Here is a 14,091-nt window from a genome sequence, read left to right as displayed (position 1 = left end):
CACAAAGTTATTCACCGTATATCCACAGAGTTATCCACAGGTTGTTAATTTCTGTTTGATTTCTGCAACCATTCGTTTAGTTTCTTCATTTTTTTCAATTTCCTTCGTTATTTTATCGTACGCATGGAGAATTGTCGTATGGTCACGAGAAAAAGCTGCTGCGATTTGAGGATAGCTTTCATTAATCATATCGCGGCATAGATACATGGCGATTTGCCGTGGAAATGCGAATTGGGCTTTTCGTTTCTTGCCGAGTAGGTCTTGCTTTTTAATATTGAAATAAGAACTCACAAAATTCTGGATGCTTTCAATATTAACCATATTCACCTCTTCGGTATGAACGAGGCCCGCCAAGGCGTGTTTTGTGTATTCTAGGTCGATAGATTCGAGACGTTGATCGATGGATGCTGTACCGATGAGCTTGGTGAAAGCACCTTGCAATACGCGGACGTTTTCGCTAAATTGCAATGCTACGTAGTTAATTGAATCATTATCGATACGAATAATGCGATTCTTTTTATATTCTCGTTCGAGCAATGATCTGAAGATGGCAATGCGCGTTTCTAAATCTGGATTTTCCATTGTGGCAATGTAACCAGCTTGGAAACGAGAGCGAAGACGATCTTCGAACTGTTCCATATCGTTTGGCATCGTATCAGAGGTAAGTACAATTTGCTTGTTGTTATTTAATAATTCATTGAATGTATTAAACAGTTCAGTTTTCGTACTTTCACGGCTTTCAAGAAATTGAATATCGTCAATCATGAGCACATCGATATTGCGGAACGTGTTGCGGAATAATTTACCTTGATTGCGCTGCAATGTTTCAACGAAAATATTCATAAAGTTTTCGCTCGTAATGGACATGACCTTCATATGTGGATGATTTTCCTTGATAGCATTACCGATGGCGTGCATCAAGTGTGTTTTGCCGAGGCCCGATGGACCATAGATAAAGAGTGGATTATAGTCGCCGCCTGGGAATTCAGCTACATTTTGAGCGGCTCCAAAAGGAATGCGATTGGCATTGCCTGTTACATAATTATCAAAACGGTACGCCGGATTGAGATTAGATAGTGATAAATCCACAGGTACATTGTCAGACTGTAATGTTGGCAATATTTCTGATGGTTTCTTTGGTGTCGCTATCATTGGCTCGTCTGGAATATCCACAGGCGCTGGAGCTCGATCGATGTAAACAGGATCTTGATAGACCGGTGTGTAAAACTCCTCTTGATGAGCCTTTTCCTCTACTATAGGAGGTAAAGGCATTGGCGGTGCTACAACTGGCGTATCGATGAGACTTTCATCAACAAAGGTAGTATCTACACTCTCTTGATTGAAATCGAATAATACCATATCCCGATGGGAACCGATGACCGTAGTAATCGCATCCTGCAAAGCCTTGCTAATCTGCGGCTGCTGGTCGATTAAGTTTTTTACAAATGTTTGCATGACCCCAATATGGATCGAATGACTTTCGAGAGACATGGGAATCAACGATGACGTGACGCGCAAATACAATGCGTCAGGTAAATGCTGCATATTCTTTTTCGCCTCTTGCAATATATGTTCCCATATATTATTTAAATCAAATGATTGCATGACGTGCCTCTTGTGAATAACTATTGCAATAAATGTGCATAACTTTAGGAATAATGTGCATAACTATTGTAAAAGCTGTGGAAAAAACTATTATTCCTGTGAATAACTTGTGTATAACCTGTGAATAAGTAAAAATAAAAGTCTATTTTATATAGATAATTACTGACTTTTCAGTTTTTATAAACTAAAAGAGAAAAAATGTGGATAACCTCGAAAGTTATCCATCAAAAACCTATAAAAATATATAATTTTTCCTAATTTCAGTTATGATTGTACCAAAAAATCACTAGTTTGTCATTTATTCTGTGGATAACTTTTGGTTATCTGAAGGAAATGTGTTAATAAATCAATAATTATCTCATTATTTGTTCATCAATTACTTTTGGGGAAGGAATGAAAACTACTTTTATCGCTCCATTCTAACGCAAGTCGCTCAAAAAGTAGTTTTCATTCCCCTCCTCCAATAAGATAATTTTTATGATTATTATACACATAGATGGAAAAGTAATTGATGAACATAACAACATCAACCTTCAGATAATCAAAAATAAATGATAGATAAAAATGACAAACTAGTGATTTTTCTAAAAGGGAGTGTTAGGAGCAGGAATAGATGTGGATTTTTGACCGAAACGATGAGTATGGAGGGAGAAAACCACATCTATTCCTCCCCTCTCTTCAACTGGAGATTAAAATGTAAATTTGTCTAATATAAAAAAATTAAGGTTGTGAGTTCTTGTATGCTGATAAATTGATGTTACGTTTACATCGTGTAGTGGTGTTGAAGGTGACATTAGGGTTGTCTTAGGGAGGGAATTAGGGTCCTTTTGAGCGACTTTACGATGAGTATGGAGCGATGAAGGAGCCCTATATTCCTCCCCCTATAAAAGTAGTATCAGTTTTAAGTTCTATCGGATTTAAGTAAAATCCACATGAAAGTCTTTCAGAATAGCCCTAAATGATTGACAAATTTACGTTTTACCTCTATAATTACCCTGTTATGGTATAAGTAAAACAATACAAAATGACGAGGAGGTGTTTTACTAATGAAACGTACTTACCAACCAAATACTCTTTGGAGAAAACGTACCCATGGTTTCCGTGAACGCATGAAAACTATTGGTGGCCGTCTCGTTTTGAAAAGAAGACGTGCAAAAGGCAGAAAACGCTTATCTGCATAATATAATAGCTGTTAGGCAGGAGAAAAAACTTGGCGCTGCTGCCAAGTTTTTCTATTCTTAGGACTTAAGGACAATGCATATGGATTATTGCCTTGATAAAGCAAGACGACTGACGCACAATAATGAATATCGCCTTGTGTATAAGCACGGAAAATACGAAGTAGGCCGTATGTGTGTACTGTATCGTATGCCCGTGGCAAAGCAACCTACGCGCATTGGTTTTGTAACAGGTAAAAAGGTTGGTTGTGCAGTGGAGCGCAACCGAGCTAGACGCCTGATGAAAGAGGTATATCGCCTCAATCAGCACTCCATTCGCGAAGGGTATCATATCGTAATTGTTGGACGTGGCCCTCTGAAAAACGCTACCTACGAAAAAGCGGAAAAGGAGATTTTGTATCTCTTGCGAAAAAGCAAATTATTGATACAAAATGATAAATAGGACCACAAGTTAGAAGGCTTTGGTCCTTTTTGTGTATATGGAGGTTTCCATGAAACGCTGTATAACCATGCTTTTACGACTTTTAATTAGGTTTTATCAGCTCGCCATATCTCCCTTAAAACCTGGATGTTGCCGTTATTATCCGACATGTTCCACATATACTCTGCAGGCCATCGAAAAATATGGTCCTTTGAAAGGTAGCTGGATGGGTTTAAAACGCATTCTTCGCTGTCATCCTTTCCATAAGGGTGGCTACGATCCAGTTCCCTAATCCACGTGGGATTAGGCTGTATGTGTTCTGTGAAAGTTACTTTCACAAAAACCATTGAGCATAGTTTTGGAAATACCTGAGCATCTGTATGGATGAAATTTAGACCATACCATAACGATATATAGATGCGCAAAGGACGATTTCGGACTGTATGAAAAAGGAGAAACAATGGACTTTTTAAGTGGTATTTTCCAACCTATCGTTGATTTAATGAGCACATTGGTAACCTATGCGTTCCAATTGACTCAAATGATAGGTTATCCAAGCTATGGTGTGGCTATTATCCTTTTAACAATCGTTATTAAAGCGATTTTGGCACCACTTACTGTTAAGCAAATCAAATCCATGAAGGCTATGCAAGAATTGCAGCCTCGCATGAAAGAATTGCAAGATAAATATAAAAACGATCCTGCAAAACTGCAAGCGGAAATGGGTGCATTGTACAAAGAAATGGGCGTTAACCCATTGGCTGGTTGCTTGCCATTATTGGTACAAATGCCATTCTTGATCGCGATTTACTGGGCTTTGAAAGATTACCCATATGATCCAAACTTTGTACAATTCTTGTGGTTGCCTAGCCTTGGCGATCCAGATCCAATGTACATCTTACCTATTTTGAGTGCATTATCCACATGGGTTATGTCTCGTCAAACTAGTAGTGGTGCAACTGGTGCAGCTGCGCAACAACAAAAGATTATGACAATCTTTATGCCTTTATTCATTGGTTACATTTCTTTGAGCTTCCCATCTGGTCTCGTTATCTACTGGGTAGTTTCTAACGTATTCCAATTGATTCAACAGCATTTCATTTACAAAAATTTGAACGCTAAGTAGGAGGCAATTATGGAATTTATCGATGTATCTGCTAAAACCATTGAAGATGCCATTGCTAAAGGTGTAGCTCAATTGGCCTCTGAAGGCCAAGAATTGGTAGAAACTAAGGTCTTAGAACAACCTTCTAGTGGATTTTTAGGCATTGGTCGTAAACCAGCAGTTGTTCGCTTATTCTTCACCGCTTTAGCTAAATCTGCTACTGCAGAAGAAGCAACTAACGCGGAAGAACAATCTGTGGCTGTTGCTTCCGAGCCGGTGGCAACAAGCGAAATAGAAGTACAAGATACGGCAGTTGAAACTTCTGAAGGTACTGTAGAAGAAAAACCTTCTAAAAAGGAACTTTCAAAAGAGGATCAACAAGAAATTGCTGAAAAAGGTAAACAATTCCTCGATGATATGTTTACACAAATGGGCCTCACTGTTGTTATCGAAAAAATGATGACGAAAGATAAAATTACATTCCAAGTACACGGCGAAGAGCTAGGTATTTTGATTGGTAAACATGGTCAAACATTGGATGCTATTCAATACTTAACAAATCTCGTGGCTCACAAGGATGTATCTGGACATTGCCATATCATGGTAGATGTGGAAAATTATCGTTCTCGTCGAGAAGAAACATTGGTGAATCTCGCGAAACGCTTGGCTTCTAAGGTGAAACGCAATCGTCAAAAGGTTTCTTTAGAACCGATGAATGCTTTTGAACGTAAAATCATTCATACCGCCCTTCAAGGGGATAAAAATGTTATTACCAACAGTGAAGGGGATGAACCATTCCGTCACGTTGTGATTTCGTACAAAAAATAAAATATAATGGTGCAGCTTTCAGGTAACTGGTATTCTCCGTTACTTGAGGGCTGTTCCCTTTATTCTTTAGGTTATGGTGAAAGCTAACCTAAGTTAATCTTCGCGCGGGTAAGATTGGTTTAGTTTAACTTTCACAGGCGAAGAACATATAAAAGATAATAATCGAAATACGGAGATATGTATGTATATAGATGATACAATAGCGGCCATTGCGACACCGCCCGGCATCGGTGGGGTTGGTATTATTCGTGTTAGCGGCAAGGATAGTTTTCCTATTGTAAATAGCCTGTTCAAGAGCACTGGCACCGTTCCTTTGATGGATCGCCAAAATAGAACGATACAATATGGGACCATTGTGGATCCTACAACGAACAAGACCATCGACGAGGTTCTTGTATTATTAATGAAAGGCCCTCATTCTTACACGGCGGAAGATGTGGTAGAAATCCAGTGTCACGGCGGTATTGTGCCGGTTCGACAAATATTGAAATTGCTCGTAAATCACGATGTGCGCATGGCTGATGCCGGTGAATTTACGAAGCGCGCCTTTATGAACGGACGTATCGACCTCACGCAAGCGGAGGCAATCATTGATATTATTGAAGCAAAAACGGAGGACTCCCTCTCCCTCGCTGTGGCTCAGCTTGACGGGACTGTTTCTTCATTTGTAAAAGATGTGCGTGAACAGCTCATCGCCATGATTGCTCATTTAGAGGTAACCATCGACTATCCTGAGGAGGATATAGAAGACGTAACGAGCCAAGAGGTTCGCGAACAGTTGCAGCCTATTTTGCAAGCCATGGATGATCTCTTGTCCACAGCGAATACAGGTCGCCTCATTCGGGACGGTATTACGACGGTTATTGTAGGTCGTCCAAATGCAGGTAAATCGAGCCTTATGAACGCTCTTTTGCGCGAAAACCGCGCTATCGTAACGGATATTCCAGGGACGACGCGGGATAGTATTGAAGAATATATGACTGTAGAAGGTATTTCCTTGCGCCTCATCGATACAGCAGGTATTCGGGACACACAAGATACGGTAGAAGCCCTTGGTGTGGAGCGTGCTCGTGATTATATCAATAAAGCAGACATCGTGTTCTGCGTTATTGACGGATCTACTCCGTTAAACCCTGAAGAAATCGAAATTTTGACCTCTGTGAGCGGTTTAAATACCATCGTACTCCTTAATAAGTCCGATGTGGCACAAGTCGTTACAGATGAAAATATTAAAGAACACGGAACCTTCACGGCTATCGAACAGATCAGTGCTAAAGAAGGCGAAGGCTCTGCGGTTCTCTCCAAATGGGTGCAAGAACTCGTCTACGGCGGTCGCGTAAAACAAGACAATAGCGCCATGATCAGTAATGTGCGCCACATCAGCCTCATGGAACAAGCGAAGGCTCAAGTAGAACAAGCCCTCTCCTCTATCGACATGGGCATGCCTGTAGACTTTGTGGCCACCGACTTGCGTAGCGCTTGGGAACTACTAGGCGACATCACGGGCGATACCATCCGAGAAAGCATGATAGATGAATTGTTTAGTCGTTTTTGCCTTGGTAAGTGATTTAAACTTTTACAATAAGATAAGTAACAAATATAAGGAATTTAATTGATATGTACACAGTAGATAATTATGATGTCATTGTCATCGGCGGCGGTCATGCTGGTTGTGAGGCGGCTCTCGCTACTGCCCGCATGGGTCATCGCACGTTGCTGGCGACCATCAGTTTAGATAATATTGCGCTTATGCCGTGCAACCCTGCCGTGGGTGGTCCTGGTAAAAGCCATCTTGTTTACGAAGTTGACGCATTAGGCGGTCAAATGGGTATTAATGCGGATGCTACAGCTATCCAAATGCGTATGCTCAATATGGGCAAAGGACCTGCCGTTCATTCTTTGCGTTGTCAATCCGACAAGATTAAATACCAACATTTGATGAAACAAACATTGGAGAATACAGATAATCTCAATGTTAAGCAAATCATGGTGACAGAGCTTAAGGTTGAGGATGGCAAGGTCACAGGTATCGTTACGGAGCTTGGTGAATTTTATGGCGCTAAGGCGGTAATTCTTTGTACAGGTACCTATTTGAAAGGTAAAATCCTCATCGGCGATATCGATTATGTGGGCGGTCCAAATGGCCAACGCGTAGCGGAACATTTCTCTCAATCTTTACTCGATAATGGTGTTGAATTGATGCGCTTTAAGACGGGTACACCAGCACGTGTAGATAAACGTACTTTAAACCTCGAAAATATGGTAGTTCAAGAAGGCGATGCACATCATCACGCATTTTCCTTTATGGATGAATGGATTAACCGTAATGAAGATGTATGTTGGTTGACCTATACTAACAAAGAAACGCACGAAATCATTCATAGCAATATTCACCGCGCTCCTATGTATAGTGGCAAAATCGAAGGCGTAGGCCCTCGTTACTGCCCTTCCATCGAAGATAAAGTAGTGCGCTTTGCCGATAAAGAACGCCATCAATTATTCGTAGAACCAGAAGGTACGGGTACAAATGAAATGTACGTTCAAGGCATGAGTACATCCCTTCCTATGGACGTACAATATGCATTCTTGCGTACTATTCCAGGCCTTGAAAATGTAGAAATTATGCGCCCTGCCTATGCTATCGAATACGATTGCTTGAATCCAACGCAATTGACACCAGCACTTCAAGTGAAACATATTGAAGGTCTCTACTCTGCGGGTCAAGCCAATGGTACATCTGGCTATGAAGAAGCGGCTGCTCAAGGCCTCATGGCTGGTATCAACGCAGCATTGTGGCTTGAAGGTAAAGAACCGTTTATCCTTGCTCGTTCTGAAGCGTACATCGGTGTTCTCATCGATGATCTTGTAACAAAAGGTACAAATGAACCGTACCGCATGATGACAAGCCGCAGTGAATACCGCTTATTGCTTCGTCAAGATAATGCAGACATGCGTCTTACGGAAAAAGGCCGTGCAATCGGTCTTGTAAAAGATGATCGTTGGGATAAATTTACAGCTAAAAAAGCTGCTATCGAAGAAGCAATGGACATGTTACGAAATACACCTGTCAATCCATCCAAAGAAACACAAGCTTTGCTTGAAAGTTTAGGTACAGCACCTATTAGAACAGGTATTCACGCTTATGATTTAGTAAAACGTAACGAACTCTCTTATGCCGTCGTAGCCGATGCATTTGGTTTGAAACGCTATACACCTGATGTAGAGGAAGCTGTCGATATTTCCATTACCTACGAAGGTTACATCAAAAAGCAAATGGAGCAAGTCGATAAGGTTCGTAAACTAGAAGAAAAAATTCTTCCAAAAGAATGGGACTATACACAAATAAAGGGTATTTCCCTTGAAGCTCAACAAAAGCTCAACAAAATTCGTCCTCACTCCATCGGCCAAGCAAGCCGTATCTCTGGTGTATCACCTGCGGACGTATCTGTTCTGTTGATCCAACTCGAACAATACAATAGAAGTAAATAAAAATAGCATGTAATAACATGCATTTTATATGAACTTTTTAGAAGCTATTTCTTATAGATTTTAAAAGATATTTCCTATAGATCTTATTGTCCTATACATATTAGACAATTCATTAGGTGTACTTATGAAAGAAAAATATGATGTGCCTATAGCACCTCAGTCTGAATTTGTTTCGTACATGATGGAGCAAATGAGCCATTTTGGCTTGCCTTGTACGGAAGAGCAAGCCAAAGACTTTTACATGTATTATGCGCATATGATTGAAACAAATAAATATCTCAATCTAACGGGTATTACGGATATGAAAGAGGTCGTGGTTAAGCACATGATTGACTCCCTCTCCTGTTATGATTCTGAAATTATCAAATCTGACATGACGATTATCGATGTTGGTACCGGTGCAGGTTTCCCTGGTATTCCATTGGCTATCTATGACCGTAGCCTCAAGGTTACCCTGTTTGATTCTTTGAAAAAGCGGCTTACCTTTTTGGAATCGGTTATAGATGAACTAAAACTGACGAACTGTACTACCTTACACGGACGTGCGGAGGATTTGAGTCATCAAGATTACCGTGAAAGCTTTGATATTGCTACGAGCCGTGCCGTGGCACGCTTGCCGATTCTTTTAGAATGGACTGTGCCATACGTAAAAGAAGGTGGATACATAGTTGCTTTAAAAGGAGCTATCTACGAAGAAGAAGTGAAAGAATCTAATAAAGCCCTTAGCACACTAAAAGCTACTATCGAAGAAGTAAGGACCGTTACTTTGCCAACCTTAGAGGATAAACGAGCAATCGTGTATATAAAGAAAATTGGAAAAACACCAAAACAATATCCACGAAAACCAAAAGAAATCAAAGACAAACCGTTAGTATAGCAGTTAATGATTTAGGCGTAGAAACTAATATAAATAAACTCTATGCTATATTGCTACATAAAGAAAAAGAGGATGCAAATCTTAGATCTGCATCCTCTTTTTCTTTCTTAGTAACGAATTAGTTCGCATTCCCTCCCCTACCCTATATCTATTAAATGATATCGTTTACAACAAAATTATATATTTTGTTCACTATATGAGGCGGAGATAAAGATACATATAACACCTTTCCCTAAGAACGACTTAGTTCACTATGGAGGTCGTGGGAAAGGTGTTATATGTTAATCTTAGAATGACTTTATACGTGGTCAATAATATATAATGTTGTATCGATATCATTTAAAGGCATAATATGTACGCCTGCTGCCATTTTCTTGATTTGTTCAAGTGTTTCGATTGCAATTTCTGTACCCGCCTCTTTACCACCTTTTTCCATGCGGTCCAAGATTTCTTGAGTAAGATTGATTCCAGGCACTTTTTCATGGAGGTATGTAGCCATTTTAAAGCTTTTAAGTGGAATCAAACCAAGCATGATAGGTACATCGAATTCAGACATCTTGTCAATGTAGCGTTTTGCCTGTTCTAAATCGTAAATTGGTTGTGTTTGTACAAAGTGAGCGCCATTTTGAATTTTAGCAGCTAATTTTTGGCGTTCAATCTCTAAATCTGGAGCACCAGGATTACCAGTTGCACCGATGTAGAAGTTTGTAGGTGCGTCTAGGTCATTACCTGCAAGGTCTTTGCCTGCATTTAATGTCTTAGCGATGTTGAGTAGTCCCATACAGTCGACTTCAAATACGGATTGTGCAAATGGATGGTCCCCATTATCTGGTTTATCACCAGTGAGTGTTAAAATATTATGCACGCCCAAAGCTGCTGCACCGAGTAATTCAGATTGCAATCCGATAATATTACGGTCGCGGCATGTAAGGTGGAAAATAGTTTCAATTTCTTTGTTATGTTGTAATAAATAAGAAAGAGAAATTGGGCTCATGCGCATTTTGGACATAGGGCTATCAGCGATGTTGATAGCATCCACCTTCCCTTTCAAACGGGCTGCTTGTTCGAAGGTCTTTTCTGCAGAACTGCTTTTAGGAGGATCCAATTCAACAGTAATGGTGAACTGCCCTTGTTGATGTTTTTCTCGTAATGTCATCATGTACCTCGTTACTATACATTATTTTTCTAGTGTTTCAAAGAAATCGTTAGCATGGTTAACAGCAGCGATGCCGTCCTTAGCGTAGATATCCGCGCCTGCTTGGTCTGCGTAGTCTTGAGATACTACGGCGCCACCAACCATGACCTTAGTTTTAAGGCCTGCTGCACGGATAGCAGCGATAGTATTGTCGATTTGTGGCATTGTAGTCGTCATCAAGGAACAAATACCTACTAGAGCGGCTTTGTTATCTTTAATGGCTTGTACGATAACTTCTGGGTCAACGTCTTTGCCAAGGTCGACGATTTTGTAACCGTTGTTTTCGAGCAACGCCGCTACGATATTTTTACCTAAATCGTGAATGTCGCCTTTAACTGTAGCCACGACAACAGTGCCTTTATCTAGGCTTTCACTAGCAGGAATAATTTCTTTAATCGTGTTGAAAGCAGCCTGCATTGTTTCAGCAGCAAGCATTACTTGTGGTAAGAATAATTTACCAGAACCAAACTTATCCCCTACTACGTTCATTGCTTCGGATAAGCCTTTTTTCGTAAGATCTAATGGGTCGATACCATCTGCTAAGGCTTTTTTTACAAGATCAATGATAGCTTCTTTTTCGCCTTGTTCTACACATGCGCGAATATTGGCTAAAGGATCATTACTATCGAATGATTTTTTTTCTGGCCCTTTAGGAGCAGAGTTACCAGGAGCAGTCGTTTCGTCTTCATAGCCGTATTCTTTAATAAATTCAGCAGAACCTGGGTCCCATCCTAGTAAGGTAGTACTAGATACAAATGCTTTTTTTGCTGGATAATTGAGTGGATTCATAATCGGTGTTGTTAAGCCACATGCAAGGGCCATTGTTAAGAATTGGCCGTTCAAATATGGACGCTGAGGCATACCGAAGGAGATATTGGACAAGCCCATTACTGTTGGGAAGCCAAATTTTTCTTTATATAACTGTAGCGTACGCAATGTTTGGCGTGCACTATCTTCACCACTGGCAAGTGTTAATACTAATGGATCGAGTAATAAATCATGTGGGTGAAGACCATAACCGTAAGCGCGATTTACGATACTTTCAGCTAAAGCAACGCGGTCCTCTGCTTTTTCAGGTAAGTCACCACTACAGATTGGCAAGCAAAGTAATGCTGCACCATACCGTTTAGCCAAAGGCATTACGTGCGTAATAGACTCCTCCTCCCCATTTACGGAGTTGATGAGGGCACGACCTGGATAGTTTTTAAGAGCTATTTCCATAGCTACTGGGTCTAATGTATCAATGGATAATGGTGTTTCTACGAGCATGGATAACTCAAAAATGGCACGTTCCATTAAGGGCGATTGATCCATGCCAGCTACGCCCATGTTTACATCGAGGATATCTGCGCCAGCTTCTACTTGATCCAACGCATCACGTTTAACACGGATGAAAGAGCCATCGCGCAATTCTTGAGCGAGGACTTTACGGCCAGTTGGATTAATACGTTCGCCAATGATAAGTGGTTTTGTATGATGGCCTAATTCTAAAAGTTTAGTACGGCTTGTAATAATTGTTTTAGGTGCAATGTGGGCGCGTTCTTTTGGCGTATGAGCTTTCACAGCATCGGAAATAGATTGAATATGAGCTGGTGTTGTACCACAGCAGCCGCCAACATAGCTTGCACCAGCGTCAACAATTGGAAGCATCAAAGGCCCCATCTCTTCAGCTGAAAGTGGGAATACAGTTTGTTTATTTATTAATTGAGGCATACCGGCATTTGGCTGACAGCTTATTGGTAAATTTGTAACGCTTGCAATCTCTTCGATAAGAGGTGTGATTTGCTCAGGCCCAAGGGAACAGTTGATACCAATGATATCAGCCCCCATAGCTTCTACAATAGTAGTTGCTACTGCTGGCGGTGTACCTGTAATAGTACGACCGTCTTCACTGAAAGAAAATTGACAAATGATTTGTACATCATCCTTTGTCTTTCCTGCTGCTTCACGAGCATCTAAAGAAGCTAATAAAGCGGCACGCATTTCCTGTACGTCGATGATAGTTTCAATGATAATAAAATCAACGCCACCTTCGATTAATGCTTCGGCTTGTTCACGATATGTATCATAGATGGAGTCAAAGCTCATATTGCCTAATGGTTGTAAAAAACGACCTGTAGGACCCATAGAACCTGCTACACGAGCAGTTGGTTTATTCTCTGCAATGGCTTCTTTTGCTACCTTCACAGCTGCAATATTGATTTCTCTTACGCGATCCTGCAAGTCATAATCTTCTAATTTAAGACCACAAGCACCGAATGTATTGGTAGTGATTACATCACTGCCATGTTGTAAGTATTGAACATGAATATCCTTTACTACTTCTGGTCTTTCAATATTAAATAGCTCTGGACAATAGCCCTCTTCTAAGCCTGCCGCTTGAAGCATTGTGCCCATAGCACCGTCAAATATATACATAAACATCTTCCTTTAACATCCTAAATTACAATGTTTCACGTGAAACACTATTGTATTGGTTGCCCCTTCATGGCAATACCAGAAATGTCGGCAGTAGTTTTACTACCTTCCTCTTCTCCCCCATCTTGGGTGTTGACTGTTGCCTTCTCTGGTAATTTTCGAGATGCACAGTTTTGTTGTGAACAAGATGTACAGCCTCGTTTAGTTTTAATATCTTCGTTTGCTGGCATTAAACCGATGATAGCCGTTACAGACTTACGTGGGAATAATAAATAGTTCTCTGTTACTTGTAAGCCAATCATCTCTGTTTTGATAATTTTAGCTAATTGTGGTTGAATTTCTAGTGGCCAGTTGCCATAACCAGGGCTAAAACGCCAAGTTGGCTTATAGCCTTGTTTTTTAGCAATTGTATTGATTACTTCGTTTACCTGATCAGCTACCTGTTCTACAGCAGTTGTGGCTGCTGCATCAAGTAATAAGCCTACCGTATAGTTACCTTGTTTAAATAACTGCTCACTACGAATTTCTACATCTTCTCCAACTGTTACACCTAATACGTATACTTTAGTAGATTTTTCTAGATGTTTTTCAATGATAGACCCTTCAATTTTAAGCGGTGGATTGCTTAAAATTGTTTTTGTTTCTGCATCGTAATCATATTCTTGATATACACCCCTAGGTGTAGCCAATAATTGGATTTCCTTACATGCTTCGTCAACATAGTTTTGTGGGAAATCCTCAGCGTGACGAAGTCCTGCGTATCGTTTTACTTCTGCTTTATCGATGGCAGGAAGCATTCCGTTATAGATGGGCATAGAAACGCCTCCTCTTCAAAATAAAAAGCTCTGCGTGTCCGTAGAGCGTGTGCTTACTGTTATTAATTGTATATATAAATCTTATAGAGTGATTTTTCTAGACTCTTAAGATTATCAATCTAATTACTATCTAACTAATAGTATATAGATATGAATAATA

The 14,091-nt window shown here is 40.3% G+C and carries 12 protein-coding genes; 8 read left to right on the top strand and 4 right to left on the bottom strand.

Going from position 1 to position 14,091, the window contains the following annotated elements:
- Nucleotides 1–30: 30 nt before the first annotated feature.
- Nucleotides 31–1,605 (bottom strand): chromosomal replication initiator protein DnaA, encoded by a 1,575-nt coding sequence (gene dnaA / locus ACLRYO_RS05855; protein WP_021148805.1) that lies wholly within the window; start codon nucleotides 1,603–1,605, stop codon nucleotides 31–33.
- A 1,046-nt stretch (nucleotides 1,606–2,651) separates the two neighbouring features.
- Between dnaA and rpmH the strand changes: the two genes are divergently transcribed.
- The 8 genes from rpmH (at nucleotide 2,652) to rsmG (ending at nucleotide 9,503) form a co-directional block, all read left to right on the top strand.
- Nucleotides 2,652–2,786 (top strand): 50S ribosomal protein L34, encoded by a 135-nt coding sequence (rpmH, locus tag ACLRYO_RS05850; protein ID WP_004692946.1) that lies wholly within the window; start codon nucleotides 2,652–2,654, stop codon nucleotides 2,784–2,786.
- Between the two features lie 79 nt (nucleotides 2,787–2,865).
- Entirely contained in the window at nucleotides 2,866–3,225 is a 360-nt protein-coding gene (rnpA, locus tag ACLRYO_RS05845; protein ID WP_008601880.1) for a ribonuclease P protein component, read from the top strand.
- A 49-nt stretch (nucleotides 3,226–3,274) separates the two neighbouring features.
- A complete protein-coding gene (yidD, locus tag ACLRYO_RS05840; protein ID WP_012865047.1) occupies nucleotides 3,275–3,496 on the top strand; it encodes a membrane protein insertion efficiency factor YidD in 222 nt (73 codons plus the stop codon).
- 168 nt (nucleotides 3,497–3,664) lie between these two features.
- On the top strand, nucleotides 3,665–4,330 hold the full coding sequence (locus ACLRYO_RS05835) for a YidC/Oxa1 family membrane protein insertase (protein ID WP_413084735.1): 666 nt from the start codon (nucleotides 3,665–3,667) through the stop codon (nucleotides 4,328–4,330).
- A 9-nt stretch (nucleotides 4,331–4,339) separates the two neighbouring features.
- Nucleotides 4,340–5,137 (top strand): RNA-binding cell elongation regulator Jag/EloR, encoded by a 798-nt coding sequence (jag, locus tag ACLRYO_RS05830; protein WP_413084734.1) that lies wholly within the window; start codon nucleotides 4,340–4,342, stop codon nucleotides 5,135–5,137.
- Nucleotides 5,138–5,318: 181 nt separating this feature from the next.
- Nucleotides 5,319–6,704 carry a tRNA uridine-5-carboxymethylaminomethyl(34) synthesis GTPase MnmE gene (gene mnmE / locus ACLRYO_RS05825; protein WP_413084733.1) on the top strand — a complete coding sequence of 462 codons (1,386 nt, stop codon included), beginning with the start codon at nucleotides 5,319–5,321 and terminating at the stop codon, nucleotides 6,702–6,704.
- Nucleotides 6,705–6,754: 50 nt separating this feature from the next.
- A complete protein-coding gene (gene mnmG, locus ACLRYO_RS05820) occupies nucleotides 6,755–8,626 on the top strand; it encodes a tRNA uridine-5-carboxymethylaminomethyl(34) synthesis enzyme MnmG (protein ID WP_278604943.1) in 1,872 nt (623 codons plus the stop codon).
- Between the two features lie 124 nt (nucleotides 8,627–8,750).
- Complete coding sequence (gene rsmG, locus ACLRYO_RS05815; RefSeq protein WP_287529208.1) at nucleotides 8,751–9,503, top strand: 16S rRNA (guanine(527)-N(7))-methyltransferase RsmG; 753 nt, start codon at nucleotides 8,751–8,753, stop codon at nucleotides 9,501–9,503.
- Nucleotides 9,504–9,801: 298 nt separating this feature from the next.
- Here the strand turns inward: rsmG and ACLRYO_RS05810 are convergent, their stop codons facing one another.
- Genes ACLRYO_RS05810 through ACLRYO_RS05800 form a run of 3 tightly spaced genes read right to left on the bottom strand, consistent with a single transcriptional unit; the run spans nucleotide 9,802 to nucleotide 13,931 of the window.
- Nucleotides 9,802–10,659 (bottom strand): methylenetetrahydrofolate reductase, encoded by an 858-nt coding sequence (locus tag ACLRYO_RS05810; RefSeq protein WP_004698072.1) that lies wholly within the window; start codon nucleotides 10,657–10,659, stop codon nucleotides 9,802–9,804.
- A 21-nt stretch (nucleotides 10,660–10,680) separates the two neighbouring features.
- A complete protein-coding gene (locus ACLRYO_RS05805; RefSeq protein ID WP_316596978.1) occupies nucleotides 10,681–13,116 on the bottom strand; it encodes a homocysteine S-methyltransferase family protein in 2,436 nt (811 codons plus the stop codon).
- 47 nt (nucleotides 13,117–13,163) lie between these two features.
- Nucleotides 13,164–13,931 carry a hypothetical protein gene (locus tag ACLRYO_RS05800; RefSeq protein WP_004698043.1) on the bottom strand — a complete coding sequence of 256 codons (768 nt, stop codon included), beginning with the start codon at nucleotides 13,929–13,931 and terminating at the stop codon, nucleotides 13,164–13,166.
- Between the last annotated feature and the right edge of the window lie 160 nt (nucleotides 13,932–14,091).

This window comes from Veillonella parvula, from assembly GCF_047241225.1.
Lineage (GTDB): Bacteria > Bacillota > Negativicutes > Veillonellales > Veillonellaceae > Veillonella > Veillonella parvula_O.
Note: the sequence above shows the minus strand (reverse complement) of the source record. Positions and strands in the feature narration are given on the sequence as shown.

What these genes read in the sequence shown, in the direction of transcription:
- ACLRYO_RS05835 (WP_413084735.1), top strand. Translation starts at nt 3,665, where the DNA reads ATGGACTTTTTAAGTGGTATTTTCCAACCTATCGTTGATTTAATGAGC.
- ACLRYO_RS05805 (WP_316596978.1), bottom strand. Translation starts at nt 13,116, where the DNA reads ATGTATATATTTGACGGTGCTATGGGCACAATGCTTCAAGCGGCAGGC.
- rnpA (WP_008601880.1), top strand. Translation starts at nt 2,866, where the DNA reads ATGGATTATTGCCTTGATAAAGCAAGACGACTGACGCACAATAATGAA.
- jag (WP_413084734.1), top strand. Translation starts at nt 4,340, where the DNA reads ATGGAATTTATCGATGTATCTGCTAAAACCATTGAAGATGCCATTGCT.
- rsmG (WP_287529208.1), top strand. Translation starts at nt 8,751, where the DNA reads ATGAAAGAAAAATATGATGTGCCTATAGCACCTCAGTCTGAATTTGTT.
- ACLRYO_RS05800 (WP_004698043.1), bottom strand. Translation starts at nt 13,931, where the DNA reads ATGCCCATCTATAACGGAATGCTTCCTGCCATCGATAAAGCAGAAGTA.
- mnmE (WP_413084733.1), top strand. Translation starts at nt 5,319, where the DNA reads ATGTATATAGATGATACAATAGCGGCCATTGCGACACCGCCCGGCATC.
- mnmG (WP_278604943.1), top strand. Translation starts at nt 6,755, where the DNA reads ATGTACACAGTAGATAATTATGATGTCATTGTCATCGGCGGCGGTCAT.
- rpmH (WP_004692946.1), top strand. Translation starts at nt 2,652, where the DNA reads ATGAAACGTACTTACCAACCAAATACTCTTTGGAGAAAACGTACCCAT.
- yidD (WP_012865047.1), top strand. Translation starts at nt 3,275, where the DNA reads ATGAAACGCTGTATAACCATGCTTTTACGACTTTTAATTAGGTTTTAT.
- ACLRYO_RS05810 (WP_004698072.1), bottom strand. Translation starts at nt 10,659, where the DNA reads ATGACATTACGAGAAAAACATCAACAAGGGCAGTTCACCATTACTGTT.
- dnaA (WP_021148805.1), bottom strand. Translation starts at nt 1,605, where the DNA reads ATGCAATCATTTGATTTAAATAATATATGGGAACATATATTGCAAGAG.